18 protein-coding genes are annotated in these 14,972 nt (G+C 50.1%); all 18 read left to right on the forward strand.

Features of this window, described 5'->3' with window-relative positions; genetic code table 11:
* Positions 1-80: 80 nt before the first annotated feature.
* The 18 genes from BLR08_RS05535 to BLR08_RS31010 all read left to right on the forward strand — a co-directional run bounded on the left by BLR08_RS05535 (position 81) and on the right by BLR08_RS31010 (position 14,954).
* Positions 81-890, forward strand: a complete 810-nt coding sequence (locus tag BLR08_RS05535; RefSeq protein ID WP_072327499.1) for an Fpg/Nei family DNA glycosylase — start codon at positions 81-83, stop codon at positions 888-890.
* Positions 891-906: 16 nt separating this feature from the next.
* Entirely contained in the window at positions 907-1,782 is an 876-nt protein-coding gene (locus BLR08_RS05540) for a deoxyribonuclease IV (RefSeq protein ID WP_072327498.1), read from the forward strand.
* The gene (locus BLR08_RS05545) at positions 1,757-2,113 is read left to right on the forward strand and encodes a cyclic-phosphate processing receiver domain-containing protein (protein WP_371117109.1); all 357 of its coding nucleotides are present in this window, start codon (positions 1,757-1,759) and stop codon (positions 2,111-2,113) included. Before BLR08_RS05540 ends, BLR08_RS05545 begins: the two co-directional genes overlap by 26 nt.
* A 23-nt stretch (positions 2,114-2,136) precedes the next feature.
* Positions 2,137-2,940: an ABC transporter ATP-binding protein gene (locus tag BLR08_RS05550; protein ID WP_072327497.1), complete on the forward strand. Its 804-nt coding sequence runs from the start codon at positions 2,137-2,139 to the stop codon at positions 2,938-2,940.
* Positions 2,937-3,971 (forward strand): SAM-dependent methyltransferase, encoded by a 1,035-nt coding sequence (locus BLR08_RS05555; RefSeq protein ID WP_072327496.1) that lies wholly within the window; start codon positions 2,937-2,939, stop codon positions 3,969-3,971. Before BLR08_RS05550 ends, BLR08_RS05555 begins: the two co-directional genes overlap by 4 nt.
* 38 nt (positions 3,972-4,009) lie before the next feature.
* Positions 4,010-4,630 (forward strand): class I SAM-dependent methyltransferase, encoded by a 621-nt coding sequence (locus tag BLR08_RS05560; protein WP_072327495.1) that lies wholly within the window; start codon positions 4,010-4,012, stop codon positions 4,628-4,630.
* Between the two features lie 112 nt (positions 4,631-4,742).
* Positions 4,743-5,063: a hypothetical protein gene (locus tag BLR08_RS05565; protein ID WP_072327494.1), complete on the forward strand. Its 321-nt coding sequence runs from the start codon at positions 4,743-4,745 to the stop codon at positions 5,061-5,063.
* Between the two features lie 145 nt (positions 5,064-5,208).
* Positions 5,209-5,496: a putative quinol monooxygenase gene (locus tag BLR08_RS05570; RefSeq protein WP_256257337.1), complete on the forward strand. Its 288-nt coding sequence runs from the start codon at positions 5,209-5,211 to the stop codon at positions 5,494-5,496.
* 182 nt (positions 5,497-5,678) lie between these two features.
* On the forward strand, positions 5,679-6,839 hold the full coding sequence (locus BLR08_RS05575; protein WP_083536570.1) for a nucleotide-binding protein: 1,161 nt from the start codon (positions 5,679-5,681) through the stop codon (positions 6,837-6,839).
* On the forward strand, positions 6,817-8,034 hold the full coding sequence (locus BLR08_RS05580; protein WP_072327784.1) for a TadA family conjugal transfer-associated ATPase: 1,218 nt from the start codon (positions 6,817-6,819) through the stop codon (positions 8,032-8,034). The genes BLR08_RS05575 and BLR08_RS05580 overlap by 23 nt, the downstream gene beginning before the upstream one ends.
* Before the next feature lie 42 nt (positions 8,035-8,076).
* Positions 8,077-8,928 carry a type II secretion system F family protein gene (locus BLR08_RS05585; RefSeq protein WP_072327492.1) on the forward strand — a complete coding sequence of 284 codons (852 nt, stop codon included), beginning with the start codon at positions 8,077-8,079 and terminating at the stop codon, positions 8,926-8,928.
* Positions 8,929-8,941: 13 nt separating this feature from the next.
* A complete protein-coding gene (locus BLR08_RS05590) occupies positions 8,942-9,814 on the forward strand; it encodes a type II secretion system F family protein (RefSeq protein WP_072327491.1) in 873 nt (290 codons plus the stop codon).
* Between the two features lie 198 nt (positions 9,815-10,012).
* Positions 10,013-10,156 carry a Flp1 family type IVb pilin gene (locus BLR08_RS05595; RefSeq protein ID WP_072327783.1) on the forward strand — a complete coding sequence of 48 codons (144 nt, stop codon included), beginning with the start codon at positions 10,013-10,015 and terminating at the stop codon, positions 10,154-10,156.
* A gap of 250 nt (positions 10,157-10,406) precedes the next feature.
* Entirely contained in the window at positions 10,407-10,607 is a 201-nt protein-coding gene (locus BLR08_RS05600) for a hypothetical protein (RefSeq protein ID WP_072327490.1), read from the forward strand.
* 925 nt (positions 10,608-11,532) lie between these two features.
* Positions 11,533-12,321, forward strand: a complete 789-nt coding sequence (locus BLR08_RS05605) for an FRG domain-containing protein (protein ID WP_072327489.1) — start codon at positions 11,533-11,535, stop codon at positions 12,319-12,321.
* Positions 12,322-12,338: 17 nt separating this feature from the next.
* Positions 12,339-13,112: a DUF6710 family protein gene (locus BLR08_RS05610; RefSeq protein WP_143151524.1), complete on the forward strand. Its 774-nt coding sequence runs from the start codon at positions 12,339-12,341 to the stop codon at positions 13,110-13,112.
* A gap of 41 nt (positions 13,113-13,153) precedes the next feature.
* The gene (locus tag BLR08_RS05615; RefSeq protein WP_072327487.1) at positions 13,154-13,819 is read left to right on the forward strand and encodes a DUF2971 domain-containing protein; all 666 of its coding nucleotides are present in this window, start codon (positions 13,154-13,156) and stop codon (positions 13,817-13,819) included.
* Positions 13,820-14,294: 475 nt separating this feature from the next.
* Positions 14,295-14,954 (forward strand): helix-turn-helix domain-containing protein, encoded by a 660-nt coding sequence (locus BLR08_RS31010; RefSeq protein ID WP_072327486.1) that lies wholly within the window; start codon positions 14,295-14,297, stop codon positions 14,952-14,954.
* Positions 14,955-14,972: the final 18 nt, after the last annotated feature.

Here is a 14,972-nt window from a genome sequence, read left to right on the forward strand (position 1 = left end):
ACAGGCTTCATCCCATGCATAAAGTGACGTTATTCGGGGCATAAACTGGAATAACCTACTACGACCTTGAGGAGAACGTTATGCCCGAACTGCCCGAGATGGAAAATTACCGGCGTCTGCTGAGCGGCTTGATCGTCGGAAGACCAATTACCGGCACGGAGATTACCCGCGAGAAATCAATTAATCTGGACCCGGAGGAGTTCGACCGTCTGCTCCAGGGACAGGCGATTAGGCGCATCGACCGGAGAGCGAAGCATCTGCTGTTCGCGCTGGAATCCGGCGATACGATGGTGCTGCATCTGATGCTGGGCGGAATTATTTGCTACGGCACGCTGCAGGAGAAACCCGATCGTACGGTCCAGGTGCGGATTTCGTTCGGGGACCGTCACTTGTATCTGATCGGTCTCCGGCTTGGCTATCTGCATGTCCTGGGACCGGAGCAGCTGATCGAAGCGTTAGCCAAGCTGGGCCCCGAGCCGTATGATCCGATGCTTACCCCGCCTGTATTTCTTGAAAAACTGGCCGATCGCAAAGGAACGCTGAAAAGCACGTTGGTCGATCAAAGCTTTGTCGCCGGCATAGGCAACTGTTACAGCGATGAAATTTGCTTTGCCGCCGGACTGCTGCCCGAACGCAAGCCGGCTTCGCTGAGCACGGCGGAGGCTCTACGGCTATTTCACTCCATGCGCGAAGTGCTGGATGAAGCGACCAACTGGGGCGGTTATATGGAGCTGCCGCTTTATCCGGGTGATCGGCTGACAGGCGGCTTCGACAGCCGCTGCCGCGTTTATGACCGCGAGGGCGAGCCTTGCGTGCGCTGCGGAGCTCTTATTCAGCGGAGAGAGATTTCCTCCAAGAAGTCCTTTTTTTGTCTCGGATGCCAATCTTGAAAGGAGGGAGGAGACGATGAAGCTCGGCTGTCATCTCAGCATTCGCCGCGGTTATCTGGAAGCGGCCCGAGCGGCGGTTCGGTTAGGCGCTAACGCGTTCCAATACTTCCCCAAAAATCCCCGCAGTTTGTCCATCAAATCGCCAGTTCCCGCCGACGCTCAAGCTTGCGCGGCATTTTGCAGCGAGCATGGGATCGTCACGATCGCACATACGCCCTATCCGACGAATCCGGCAGTCGAGCCCGGCGAGCTGCGGGAGGCTACGATCGCCTCACTGCGCAATGATCTGGAGATCGCAAATGCCTGCGGTTCGGCCGGAATCGTCGTTCATTTTGGCAAATACCGGGGAAATGACACGTTACAAGGCTATAAAAATATTATACAATGTATAAATGAAGCGCTCATGGGCTATACCGGCAGCACGATGCTGCTGATTGAGAATCAGGCGGGCGAAGGCGGCGGCATGGGAACGACATTCGAAGAGCTGGTTCAGGTGCGGAAGCTGTGCGAACGTCCGGAGCTGGTCGGATTTTGCTTTGACACCTGCCATGCTTTCGCTTCCGGCTTGTGGCCTTCCGGAGGGGCGGACAGCTGGGACAGGCTGCAGCAGGAGATGGAGCGTACCGGATACTGGCCCGCTCTTCAGGCTGTTCATCTGAATGATTCCGTCTATCCGCGGGAGGGCCGCAAGGACAGGCATGCGCCGATCGGCCGCGGGAAGATGGGCAGAGAAATTTTCGCCAGAATGCTGGCTTCGCCGGTATGGAAGGAAAAGGCCGGTCTGCCAGTCGTGCTGGAGACGCCTGTGGCGGCCCGAACGACCCATGAAGCTGAAATTCGATTCATTCGGGAGTTGAGCCGGGGTAATGAAGATGGATGTGTATCTGGATGACGCCAGGCCTTGTCCGCCCGGTTTCGTCCTCGCCAGAAATGTAGAGGAATGCCTGCTGCTGCTGCGTGATTACGACATCGGCATCCTGTCGCTGGATTATGATCTCGGCTGGCATGAGCCGACCGGTATGGATGTGGTGCGGGGCATTATCGCCTCAGGGCAATACCCCGAGCAGATCTACCTGCACACATCAAGCGATATCGGCCGCAGGCAGATGTATGAGGCGCTGTACCAGAGCAAGCCTGCTCATGTGTCGCTGACCGCGGGGCCTGTGCCTTATGAGCTGCTCGTGGAGATTGCCCGCACGCAGGGCAAGCCTCCAATCAAATAGCTGAAGAATAGGTGAGGTTGCAAATGACAGCAAGCACGAAAGTTACCCGGACGGCGGAGGTTGTGGCGCTGGAGGGCATTCATTTTATACGCGAGAACAGGCATATTTTGAACGATGTCGGCTTTGTCGTTCAGGAAGGCGAGCATTGGGTTATTCTGGGGAGGAACGGCTCGGGCAAGACGACGCTGCTGGAGCTGATGAACGGCTATCAATTCCCTTCCAGCGGCCAGGTTCGCGTGCTCGACCATACATATGGACAATGCGATGTCCGCGAGGTTCGCAAGCAGATCGGATACATCAGCCAGTCCTTGTACGAGAAGCTGAATCCGGCCGACCCGGTCTGGGAAGTGGTCGCTACCGGAGAGTTCGGCTTTCTGCGGTTCTATGAGGCGATTCCGCAAGGAATCCGTGAGAAATCGCTCGACAAGCTGCATGAGGTAGGACTGCTGCATATGGCCGATCAGCCGCTCGGCTCCCTGTCGCAGGGCGAACGCAAGAAGGTCATGCTGGCTCGCTCGCTGATGACGGAGCCTTCGATTCTGATCATGGATGAGCCGTGCGCGGGGCTGGATCTGTTCGAGCGGGAGCGCCTGCTTGTGAATATCAATACGCTTGGCGAGCAGTCCATGACGGTCATTTATGTGACCCATCATCTGGAGGAAATCGTCCCTATGTTCACCCACGTGCTGCTGGTGGAAGAAGGCAAGGTCATCGCCTGCGGCGAGAAACGCGACGTGCTGACCGAGGAGAATCTGGTGAAAGCGTTCCAGGTTCCCATTCGGATCGAATGGTTCGGCGATCGCCCGTGGATCAAGGTGCTGGGATGAGCGGTGCCGTCTTTGTCGGAACCTCCAACCGGGGGTTCGCCCAGCAGGCCCAGGAGGAGCTGAAGCGGCTGCTCGGCCCGTCCGTTCGCTTCGGATGGCTATCGCCCGGGGAGACGTTTCGGATTCAGTCGCCGCTTGGGCGCGAGGAAACGATTGCCGCCGTGCTTGAGCAGGAGCCGGCATTTCTCAGGCATATGTTTCCGGCCGATGCCGAGCGCGAATGGAGCGGTACGGCAGAGGAAGCGGTTGGCGCTGTCTGCGAGCTGATCGGGGAGAAGCGGTCCGCGTTGAAGGACCGTACGACGATCGCCGTTCAGATCCGCCGCCCGGAAGCGGAGCAGGATATCGCCTCGCCTGCCGCGCTCAAGGCCGAGCTTGACGTGCTTCTGGAGCAGGAATACGGCATGCAGGCCGTTGTCCGGCAGTCGGACTGGATATTGTCCGTCTACATGACCCGCGGCAGTCTGTATGTCGGGCTGACAAAACCTGAGCAGAATTTGTCCGACTGGCCGGGAGGAGCGATCCGCTTCCGCAAGGAGGAAGGCCAGGTGTCCCGGGCCAAATTCAAGCTGCTGGAGGCGGAGCAGGCTTTCGGCCTTGATTTTCACAGCTACCGGGAGGCTTTGGATATCGGGGCGGCGCCGGGCGGCTGGACCAGCTTGCTGCTGGAACGTGGCCTGGACGTGACGGCCGTGGACCCGGCCAAGCTGGACCCTGCGCTGCTGCGCCATCCTCGTCTGACGTATCTGGCCAAAAAAGCCGATGAGGTGAAGTTCGATGCAGGCCGATTCGATCTGCTCGTCTGCGATATGAGCTGGAGCCACCGGCAGATGGCCAAGCTTGTTCTTCAACTGGCCGATGCGGTGCAGTCCGGGGGGACGGCGATCATTACCGTCAAGCTCATGCACAAAAAAGCGTTCCAGTCGATCCGGGAAGTGACGGAGGATTTGGCTGGCGCATTCACTCTGCAGAAGGCGAAGCAGCTGTTCCATAACCGGGATGAGCTTACGCTGTTTTTCCTCAAGGCATAAGCTCGCCAAGCCGCGACTTGCGATGAAAGGAGGCTGCTATGTCGCAGCAGTATTGGGACGACATTTTTGCCGGCAAGACGGCAGAAAGCCTGCGGTATGACTTATGGCTGGAGCCTTACCTGGAGCAGCTTCGTCAGGATGCCGAACGGCCGGTGCTCGATCTGGGCTGCGGGGCCGGCAACAATGCGCTGTATTTGTACGAGCGCGGCATCCCGGTTATCGCCTGCGACCGCTCCGCCGAGGCGCTGAAGCGGGTGAGGGAACGGCTGCCGAAAGTCCCGGTTGTCCAGCTTGACTTGCTGGAGCCGCTTCCCTTCGGGGATGCCCATGCTGCGGCGGTTGTAGCCGACCTGAGCCTGCATTATTTTCACTGGGCCGATACAGTCCGCATACTTCAGGAAATCCGGCGCGTTCTGAAGCCCGGAGGCTGGCTGCTGTGCCGGGTCAATTCGCTGCGGGATACGGAATATGGAGCGGGGCAAGGGCTGGAGCTAGAGCCGGGTCTTTATGAGCAGGACGGAAGATTGAAGCGTTTTTTTGAGCGGGAGCAGCTTGAAGCATTGTTCGGCCGCTGGCATATAAGCCTGCTGGAGGAATGTCCCATGCCGCGTTATGACCGGCCGAAGATAGCGTGGACGGCGGCGGTCCAGCGGGATTGAGGCGGGGAGCAGACGGGAATGGCGCCGGTGAATATGACGATCCGCGTGCATTTGTCCCGTCTGACGCGTCTAAACACGTCTAATTCGAAGCGGAAAGGAGCCGGTCGGGCCTATGTGGACAAATTGGACTGCAAGCTGGGTGATTGCCGGAATCGTTGCTGCGGGAATAGCGGCATGGATGCTGGTTAAGGTCGGCCGTAAGGTCCGAGACAAGGCGGAAGCGAACAAGGTCATCAAGATGAGCTTGTACAAAGCGCGGTCAGGCCGCTCCGGGAAGTCCGCTAAGGAGATGAAAGGGAATAAAAAAACATGCTCCTTTTGCAAAAAGAAAAGCGGACGACTGGCCTTTTATGCGAATGAAACGGGACAGGTCATCGGGGTATGCGATGCCTGCAGGCCCCAGGCTGAGCGAAGAATGCTGAACAGGCTGTAAACGGAACGAAGCATGCGAGACGGAAGGCTTGATGACCGGATTTCTTCTTGTCGTGTTTTTACAAGACAGCTTCCGTTAAGAAGGCTATGCTGACAAAGTAGATGTCCAACTCCCATGCTGAGGTGAATATATGAGCAGATATGGTATGAATGTAAAATTTACGGCGCAGCCAGGGCAACGAGAAGCTTTGGCGGACATTTTGCTGGAAGCGGCGGAGCTCGCGCGCCCGGATCGGGACTGCGAGCTGTATATCGTGCATGTATCGGACACGGAGCCTGACACGATATGGGTCAACGAGGTTTGGAGCAGCAAAGACGCGCATGATGCCGCTCTGGCCCTGGAAGAAACAAGAGCTTCGATCCAGCGCGCGATGCCTCTCATCGCGGGGGTGGAGGCGATCTCGCTCCTGCCGCTGGGAGGCAAGGGGTTATAGAGCGCTCAAGTGACTCGGTCCGTTAGTATACACGCTTGAAATTTTCCAGATTCTCGTATATAATCCAAGTCATAGCTTAAATGAAGTTCTATGAATGAGGTCAGCGGAAGCACCGTTGCCCGAGACAACAGTCTCGGCAGCGCGTGCTTTTTTTGCGTTTCGGGACAAGGGAGGGGTATGGGATGATGAGCCGGCTTCAGCTGGCGCTGCTGGATTCCGACCCGTATTTCGGAGAGATGCTGTCCGCGTACATAAGGTCGTCCGAGTTTGCGCCGCGTTTTGATTTGCAGCGGTTTACGAGCCGCGAGGAAGGTTTTGCTTACTTGTCCGGGTCGAAGGAGCCTGTGATCGCGTTGATTCATGAATCATGGCTTCCGCCGCCGGATGAGGTATTCGCCAGAAGGACCGGCTGCATGCTGATTGTCAGCGAAACGGAACGGATGGGCGGCGTACTGGAGTTTCCGGTCCTGTTCAAATATCAGCCGCTGAATCGGATGCTGGCTATGGCAGCTGCGCATTATCACGAATTTTGTGCGGAGATGCCCTTGTACAGCGACTCGGCGGGAGCGGCGCAGATTATCGCCGTATACTCGGCGATAGGAGGCAGCGGGAAGACCGTCACAGCCGTTCATCTGGCCGCCCATCTCGCCGCTCAAGGGGAGCGGGTGCTTTGCTTTTCGCTTGAGCGCCTGCCCTCGTATGCGTGGTATGAAGGACCGGCTGATCAAGTCGAGCCGGATGACACATTTTCACGGCTGCTGTATTATGCGAGATCAAGACCGGAGCTGCTGCCGGCCAAGCTGGAACAAGCCAAGTACCGGCATACGCTGGGACGATTTGACGGTCTTCGTCCTCTCCGGGAAGTCGGCGAATGGATGGAACTGAAGCCTTCGGACATCAAGGCGCTGCTGCAGGCGGCCGGACAATCCGGATTGTATGACCGAATCATCGTGGATTCGGATTCGTCCGACGCTTCCGCACAGCTCGAGCTGCTGCGGCAAGCCGATCTGGTGCTGTGGCCGATAGCCGATGACTGCGTACAGCTCAGAAAAACTAGCGATTGGATGGAAGCCCAGCGCAAGCGCAACGGGGAGGAGGCGAGGAGGCTGCTGGATAAGCTCAGGTTTCTGCACAATCGGAACACGGGGGAGCGGCGCAATGATTTTACGGCATATTCCATTACCGTCAGCGGCCAGCTGCCCTATGTGCCGGAGTGGAAGTGCGTGGCACGGGTCGAAGAGATGCTGATCCGCGGTTTCGCCGATGATGCTGCCGCTCTGGTGAAGGGAGGCGGGGCGGTTGAACGAAGAGCGGCAGTGGATGGAGCTGCGGGCCGAGCTTAAGCGCATCGTTCAGGAGCGGATAGATTACGGCAGTACGCTGACGGATGATCAGCTGCTCGATCTGATCGAAGCGGAGGTGTTCGCCCGCTCCAGCCGTAGCCGCTTGACGGCCGGAAGGATGGACCGGCTCGTCCGGGATATTTTTCACTCGTTCCGCGGATTGGACGTCATCCAGCCGCTGGTTGATGATCCCGACATCACCGAGATTATGGTCAATTCCCATGATCGCATCTTCGTGGAGAAAGCGGGACGTGTAACGGAAACCGGCCTTGCCTTCGAAAGCCGGGAGAAGCTGGAGGATACGATTCAGGCTGTCGTCGGACGCGTTAACCGTATCGTCAATGAATCGAGTCCGGTCGTCGATGCCAGGCTTCCGGACGGATCGCGCGTGCATGTGGTGCTTCCTCCGATCGCTTTGGACGGGCCGACCATGACGATTCGCAAATTCCCGGCAGATCCCATGAGCCTCGAGGAACTGCAGCGCAGGCAGGCGATAACCCCGGAGGCGGCCGCTTATTTGATCCGTCTGGTGAAAGACAAATCCAACATTTTCATTAGCGGAGGCACCGGCTCCGGCAAAACGACGTTCCTGAACGCGTTGTCCCAGCATATTCCTGACGATGAGCGGATTATCACGATCGAGGATTCTGCGGAGCTTCAGATCCGGGGCGTGCCGAATCTGGTCAGGCTGGAAACCCGCAACGCGAATACGGAAGGGCGCGGCGAAATTCCCATCCGCGCGCTGATCCGCGCTTCGCTTCGAATGCGGCCGAACCGGATCATCGTCGGCGAAGTGCGCGGAGCGGAGGCGCTGGACATGCTGGCCGCCATGAACACTGGGCATGAGGGGAGCTTGTCGACGGGGCACAGCAATTCGACGGCCGATATGCTCAGCCGGCTGGAGACGATGGTGCTCAGCGGAGCGTCGCTCCCCTTGGATGTCGTGCGCAAGCAGATTGCCTCGGCGCTCGATGTTATGGTGCATCTCCAGCGGCTTCGCGACCGGAGCCGGCGCGTGACGGAGATCAGCGAGGTCGCGGGCATCTCGGGAGGGGAGGTGATGCTGCGGCCGGTGTTCCGGTTCGTGGAGCGAGGGGAAGCTCCGGACGGCCGGGTGATCGGCCGCTTGGAAGACGTGCGGGACGAGCCGCTTGCTTTTGTTTCGGGCAAGAGGACGGCAGGCGGTGCGGGATGATAGCGGGATGCAAATAAAATCATGCGCAGAAGGGGGACATGCATGAAAGCTGGACAATGGGCTGGATGGAAGGGAGCGGGCGAGCGACTGTCGGCCCTCCGGCAGAAGATCGGATGGAGACGGGGCGTCTCCAGGTTCAAGCCGGCGGCGCAGCTGACCGATTATGGTCAGCTGGAGCTGAGCTCAAGCCAGCGGTGGCTGGCGATCGGAGCAGGAGCTTTGCTTAGCGGAGCGCTGGCTTGGGTGTTTTACCGTCATCCGTTTGCCGTGCTGCTGCTTGCGTTTGCGGGGCTGCTATGTCCTGACTTGCTGCGGAGATATTTGCTGGAACGCCGGACAGCGCAGCTCAAGATTCAGTTCAAGCAGCTGCTGTCGGCCGTCTCGACCTCGCTGGGCGCCGGCAAGTCGATAGAGACGGCTTTTCGCGACGCGATGCAGGATTTGCGCCTGCTTTATCCGGACTCCACGACGATGATCATCCGTGAGCTGGAGATTATCGGTCACCGGCTGGATAACGGGGAGAGCATCGAATCGGCGCTGCTCGGATTCGCGCAGAGAGCAGGCCTGAGCGAGATCGGCCAGTTCGCCGATGTGTTCGTCATCTGCAAACGGACCGGTGGCAATCTGGTGCAGGTGGTGCGAAGAACATCGATGCTGATTCAGGAGAAGCTGGATATCGAGCAGGACTTGTCTGTCGCCTTGGCGCAAAAGAAGCTCGAGTCCAGGCTGCTGTCTGCCGCGCCGGTCGCATTTGTGGGCATGATGGCTTGGACGGCGCCGGATTATATGGAGCCGCTCTATGAGGGCGGCGGGCGTTTCGTCATGACGGCGGCCTTGCTGGCGCTTGGACTGAGCACTGCCTGGATCAGGCGAATTATGAATATAAGGGTGTGAGAGGTTGGCTTGGATGCTCGCTTTGATGCTGCTGCAGGCGATTGCAGTACCGACGCTGGCGGTTAGAACGCATCGCGGCTATGCTCCGTGGCTGAAGGAGGAATGGGGGCTGGAAACTCGCGATGCGCTGTATTGGCTGGGGGCAGCTGCGCTCTTTGCCATGGAGCGGCTGCAGCTGTCCGACAGGCTTAGCGAGCCGCTGCACAAGGTGCATCAGATTATGGCCGGTCTGCATGGGGCTCGAGCGGCTTTGGCTCGTACGCGCTGGTTTACGGTGAGATCGCTGCTGTCCATGTGGGGATGTTTGGCCTTCTTCACTGCGGCCGGCGCTCTGATGGACGGCGAACCCGAAATGCTTGTTTATGGCGTATTGTGCGCCGCTGCCGCTCCCCTCGTGCTCTACAAGCAGGAGCAGGCCAAGCTGCTGCGCAAAAAACGGGCGATGCTGATTGAACTTCCCGAGGTGCTGAATCAGCTGATGCTGCTGGTTGGCGCGGGCGAAACGGTGCAGCAGGCGATGATTCGCATCGCAGAGCATGCCGGTGTCGGCGGAGCGGATAATCCGCTCCGCCAGGAGCTGAGCGAGACGGCCGGCGCGCTTCGGATGAACGCCTCTTTCACCAAGGCGATGGAGGAGTTTAGCAAACGGTGCGCGCTGCAGGAGACAACGTTATTTACGACGACGCTGCTGCTGAACTACAGACGCGGAGGGGATGAAATGCTTGTCTCGCTGCGCGAGCTGTCGATGACGCTGTGGGATAAGCGCAAGGCGCTCGCCAAGACGCTCGGCGAGGAGGCTTCGTCCAAGCTGGTGTTTCCGATGGTGCTGATTTTCTTTGTCGTTATGGTGATTGTGGCTGTCCCTGCGCTGCTGCTGGCGGGTTGATGGGAGTTGCGGATTACGGGGTTTGGGGTTGCGAATACGTGATTTCGAGTCAGATTCGGTCAAATAAAGCTAAGAGGAGGACAACGGAATATGGGCATGGTTACCGGCGTGGGCGGAAATATCGCTAGGGATATGAGTATGGGCATGAGTTTAAGTACGGGAATAAGTTCAAGTTCGGGCGCGAGTACAAGTTTGGACATGAGTACAAATGGGCGGCGGCTCCGGCAGGCCTGGCATCGTTTCTGGAAGGAAGAAGACGGCCTCGGAACTCTGGAAATTTTACTGATAATAGCGGTATTAATCATTATTGCAATAGCGTTTAGAAAATGGATCATGAATTAAAGAGGATAATAGTGGTAGAGTGGTGCGGGGTTATGTGACTTATATTATCCAATAATTACAAATAATATAACCAAATTTATCAAAATGGTAAGTGATTTAATTAATTACGTGACTCTTAGACTTATCAAATATTTTCGAAGAATCTTAAAGTGATTATTACTTATGTAAACTTATCCGTTTTCAAAAAATAAAAATAGTATTTGTTAATCAATTTCGTAGAATTCAATACGCAAATATAGGAGATAACTAAATGCTCAAAATAAATCAAGTGCTTATTTCACCCGTCGATTTTGATAATGCTATGTTTTTCGGTATAAAGATTGGAATATTCCAAGAATCTGAACAAATTGATTATGTAGGAGTGATAAAGAAACATACTGGAAATAAAGTGTTTTTAAATGAAGGATATTACTTAAAACAGCTATGTGTGTTTAGAGTATTGTCATTGTAATATCAAAGCGGGCATCCGTGCAACTTGAGTATTATTGGAATTGTCTTATTAGTTAAGCGAAATTTTATATGCTGAAAATAAATTTGCAGGACTTCTATTATTTGTAGAAATGAAATGAAATAAACACTACACTATAGGACTATAGTTGTAAATATAATGAGAGAATAAATATAATACAGAGCTTCCCATAAGAACCTGAACCGTATAACTACTTGACTTCTTAACTTCTATTACTGATTAAGCATAATTAATTCCTCCTATTTATGAAAGTGAATAAATGCAAGTAACAAGAAAGTAACTAGGTATAAAATACTATTTATGGTACTATTGTAGTATAACATCAATATTGTATTTTGGGATAGGAAAACTAACATCCTTGAGCATATTAAGGTTATTTTATTATGAAATGAGGATCAAAATAAATTATGACTAGACATAATGAAAACATTAATACTCTAAATGAGTTGAATAATCTTGAAATTGGTCAAACAATCGAGGCAAAAGGGAGATTTCCCCGTAGGATAGAAATTGGATCGAGCCTAAGAACCCTTCATCTTACTGTTTTATCTATAGATCAGTATTCTCAAAGTTGTGTGTTCATTGATGGGGAAGGCGAAAAATGGACATCTTTAGATATCTACAATAGGGTTAATGGGGACTCCTCGAGTTGGATTAAGTTCATTAAATGACTCTTCAAGGATCAACACGAGTTGCGTTCACTTTAGAAGAGCTTGGAGAACAAATTACAGAAGCTTTTCATGAAATATCGTCTGTTTATTATGGCAAAGTTCATGTTCGTAGGGACAAGTTAGTTAAAACCATTCATGGAAATCATGAATTTTGATTACCCGAGGGATTGATTCGAAGAAAATGAGTTTTTTAATATGTTTTGTATTTAAATTTATAGAACTTTGAGGTGGGAAATTTGAATTATTTACAAACTGATTTATTTGGCGAAGTGTTCCAACCTGAGTCTTTTCTTGAATTAATCGAGTTGGTTATTATTAATAATTCCGGAAAATTCGGTAATGTTAGATTGTGGCGCGGTCAAAGTGATATTGATTGGCCTATACATAGTGGCGCCTATCGAAAATTGATAAAATCTAAGTCTGAAATTTTAGAGGAAGATATTTTATACTATGAAAGGTCTTTGATAAAACAAGCAAGACACAAAGGCTACGGAAAGTTATATGGGAATGAGATTAGTGATTCAGAACTTCTCGCAAAATTGCAACATCACGGAGCAGCAACAAGGCTAGTTGATTTTTCCAAAAACGCACTTGTTGGTTTATGGTTTTGTGTTCAAGCAAATCAAGACAAAACAGGAGTATTGTTAGGTGTTCATACAAATTTTGTAGGGGGTGGTGTCGAAGGTGTTCTTGAAGATCGGGATTATAATGATTTAACAAAGAATCTAAATGCATACGATCATCCTATGTTCATTGAAACTCCAGTTGTATCGAAGAGAATTGCAGCTCAACATGGAGTATTTTTATACAGTGATATAAGCGAAATGCAAAGAGGCAGTTTAAAATTGCCTGTGGAAAATAATGCAAATTTATTTATTGCAATTACAGCTAAATTGAAATTGGATTGTCGAAGATTATTAATTGATTGTTTTGATATCAGAAATGAAACATTATTTCCAGATTTGGACGGATTTTCGAATGCCAACAGTGCTAATAGTGATAGAAATGATATGTTTAGATGGTAATATACAAGGGGATCACGATGCTGAAAAATATTATAAATACTATGTTTAAAAAAGAACAAAAGAAACAAAATGTTTATAATAAGAGTGTTTGTGCTTCGAGCATGGAAATGAAATCGGTGTTCTACCAAATGTTGACGTTTGCTAGCGATGTTATTGAAACACATGAAAAAAATCGAGACAAGAGACAAGCTGCTGAGCCTACTCACCCCATTTTTGATGTTATAAAATTAATTGGGTTGCGAACTCAAACAAAATACTTGACCAATTTATTATATAATTACGAAAGAGAACGATTGCCCAACATGGATCCATGGCACGTGTTTTTTAGTGATTCCGAGGATATTACTTACGATGGTAAAGGAATGTATGATTTATTTAAGAAAGTCTCTACTGAGCAGGCACTTGTCAGTATCAAACATGACTTAGTTTTACCTTGGCCCTGGGATGAAGGCCGTCAAATACAATCATTAGCCAATATAGGTGAAGGAAGAATCCGGGGGAGTTGGACAGAGGATAAATTAAATCATTCAATTGAATTGTGGCTACCTATGAGGATTGGGTTTGTAAAGGGAGGAAATCATTCAATATCTGCTGGAATACTTCAAGGAGAAGGATTCGTAAGACCCAAAGTTATTTTTGATATAAGTCCTATCTACCAGTATGTATACACTGATGGAGAGAATTTTTATCGAAAATCTGACAACACAATAATTGCTAAAGTCTCATCAGTTGAATTTGCAGCTATTTTTGAAATAGGCAGATATATGATAGAGAAGGGAATAAATCGATGAAAGACATATTTCATTGAATATTATATTGAGGTGTTGTGGCCATGGGGATTAATAGTAGTGATTGGGCTGCGCGAATAGCAAGTCGTTCAGACTTAACTGGTAGGTTAACGCATTTAACTCGACCATCAAAAAATTTAGATCTCAATGGAATAAGCTTCGAGGATATAAATCTTCTCGCAGTAGATAATTTAATAAATATTTTAACTGAGAAAAAGCTCAATGGAAGTTCCAGGGAGGGCTATGTAATCGGTAGTAATAAAGCTGTTTGTTTTCAGGATACACCTTTGTATGCACTGGTCCAAAATGTTGAACATGAAAGAAAAAGAAGAGATGTGAATGCTAGGGAAAAGTTACGATATTGTGGTGTAGGCATATCATTTATAAAACCTGACATGTATCATTTTTATGGAGCTAGGCAAGTCTTCTATGAGGAGACTGAGGTTGCCAAATCTATTTTACCTCCAGAAGAATGGTGGAGAATCGTTGACAACGAGTATAAACTTACTGGGAACGACTGGGATATTACCGATTGGACTCATGAACGAGAATGGAGAGTTCGAGGAGACATGGAGTTTGAATACAAAAAAGGATACGTCCATATCGTCTTGTATAATCCTGCATGCGTTAAAAGGTTTCTTGAAAGATGCCCCAAAGATATCTTAGATCAGACATACGGAATTACAACTCTCAAAAGTGTACTTATGTAAGATGAAAAGCAAGATTCTAGGGTAGTGAGAGGCGAGAGAACAATACCTTGCTTCGTTAAAATATATTCGTATCATAACCGAAACTTCTCTTACGCAAATTACATAGTAATAAAATCACCTCCTCAAGAATATAAGGAGGTGATTTTTCTTTGCCTAATATATGTATTACTGTGCTAAGTTTAGCTGTATATTCTCGATTAACAGATTGCTAATAGATTCAATTAGGCCAGTTGTGGTTGATACAAAAAAATGAGACATCTGCGCAGGGAATAATACAATTAATAATAATATCACTACTGCAATGATCAGTTTTGGCATAAGAGCGTAGCTCCTTTCAGATGTTATTGTCTTAATTAGACAACGTGGTATAATGTTGTTGTTATAAAGCAATAATAGCACTGAGATAATTCATTGTCAACATAAAACAACGTTGTTTAATTATGATAACAAAATGAACGATTACGGGGTGCAATTTATGAAATCATACAGCGAATTACTTAAAACATATATTGAAAATTCAGGATTAACATTAAGTCAGCTAGAGATAAGGCTTAGAGAAGCCGGACTAGCAACCAATAAAACATATATTAGTAAATTACAGAATGGGAAATTACCACCTGCTGGAGATGAGATCAATAGGGCACTAGCTGAGGTTTTAGAATCAGATGCTGAGGAACTAATATTGGCCGCTTATGCAGAAAAAGCACCTGTACTTAATGAAATACTTGACTCATTCACGGATACATTCAAAGTTCTCATGATCAATAATAAAAATTTTTTTCTGAGATTTGTACAGGATGGAGACGAACAAGCGGAGCATTTTAAGACTAATTTTGAAACTATCGTTGAATATGTAATGTCATCGATGGGAGTTAAAGATAAAATTGATATTTTAAGAGAACTTACACAGATCATGAAAACAACAAATTATTTAGAGACATCAAAATTTGATGAGGGTTATCTAAAAATTGATCCAAGCTCTCTATTCACACAAGAAATGATTTCAATTTTTGAAAACATGGAAAATTTTCCAGAAGAAAAGAGCATCACTGAACTATCCGATGATGAACATATTTTCCTAACTGAGCAACTAAAGTTATACAGAGATCTGAAATCAAAGAAAGTTATAAACTAAATTACTTTATGAAAAGGT

This window comes from Paenibacillus sp. cl123, from assembly GCF_900101595.1.
Taxonomy (GTDB): domain Bacteria; phylum Bacillota; class Bacilli; order Paenibacillales; family NBRC-103111; genus Paenibacillus_G.

What these genes read in the sequence shown, in the direction of transcription:
- BLR08_RS05535 (WP_072327499.1), top strand. Translation starts at nt 81, where the DNA reads ATGCCCGAACTGCCCGAGATGGAAAATTACCGGCGTCTGCTGAGCGGC.
- BLR08_RS05540 (WP_072327498.1), top strand. Translation starts at nt 907, where the DNA reads ATGAAGCTCGGCTGTCATCTCAGCATTCGCCGCGGTTATCTGGAAGCG.
- BLR08_RS05545 (WP_371117109.1), top strand. Translation starts at nt 1,757, where the DNA reads ATGAAGATGGATGTGTATCTGGATGACGCCAGGCCTTGTCCGCCCGGT.
- BLR08_RS05550 (WP_072327497.1), top strand. Translation starts at nt 2,137, where the DNA reads ATGACAGCAAGCACGAAAGTTACCCGGACGGCGGAGGTTGTGGCGCTG.
- BLR08_RS05555 (WP_072327496.1), top strand. Translation starts at nt 2,937, where the DNA reads ATGAGCGGTGCCGTCTTTGTCGGAACCTCCAACCGGGGGTTCGCCCAG.
- BLR08_RS05560 (WP_072327495.1), top strand. Translation starts at nt 4,010, where the DNA reads ATGTCGCAGCAGTATTGGGACGACATTTTTGCCGGCAAGACGGCAGAA.
- BLR08_RS05565 (WP_072327494.1), top strand. Translation starts at nt 4,743, where the DNA reads ATGTGGACAAATTGGACTGCAAGCTGGGTGATTGCCGGAATCGTTGCT.
- BLR08_RS05570 (WP_256257337.1), top strand. Translation starts at nt 5,209, where the DNA reads ATGAATGTAAAATTTACGGCGCAGCCAGGGCAACGAGAAGCTTTGGCG.
- BLR08_RS05575 (WP_083536570.1), top strand. Translation starts at nt 5,679, where the DNA reads ATGATGAGCCGGCTTCAGCTGGCGCTGCTGGATTCCGACCCGTATTTC.
- BLR08_RS05580 (WP_072327784.1), top strand. Translation starts at nt 6,817, where the DNA reads ATGGAGCTGCGGGCCGAGCTTAAGCGCATCGTTCAGGAGCGGATAGAT.
- BLR08_RS05585 (WP_072327492.1), top strand. Translation starts at nt 8,077, where the DNA reads ATGAAAGCTGGACAATGGGCTGGATGGAAGGGAGCGGGCGAGCGACTG.
- BLR08_RS05590 (WP_072327491.1), top strand. Translation starts at nt 8,942, where the DNA reads ATGCTCGCTTTGATGCTGCTGCAGGCGATTGCAGTACCGACGCTGGCG.
- BLR08_RS05595 (WP_072327783.1), top strand. Translation starts at nt 10,013, where the DNA reads ATGAGTACAAATGGGCGGCGGCTCCGGCAGGCCTGGCATCGTTTCTGG.
- BLR08_RS05600 (WP_072327490.1), top strand. Translation starts at nt 10,407, where the DNA reads ATGCTCAAAATAAATCAAGTGCTTATTTCACCCGTCGATTTTGATAAT.
- BLR08_RS05610 (WP_143151524.1), top strand. Translation starts at nt 12,339, where the DNA reads ATGCTGAAAAATATTATAAATACTATGTTTAAAAAAGAACAAAAGAAA.
- BLR08_RS05615 (WP_072327487.1), top strand. Translation starts at nt 13,154, where the DNA reads ATGGGGATTAATAGTAGTGATTGGGCTGCGCGAATAGCAAGTCGTTCA.
- BLR08_RS31010 (WP_072327486.1), top strand. Translation starts at nt 14,295, where the DNA reads ATGAAATCATACAGCGAATTACTTAAAACATATATTGAAAATTCAGGA.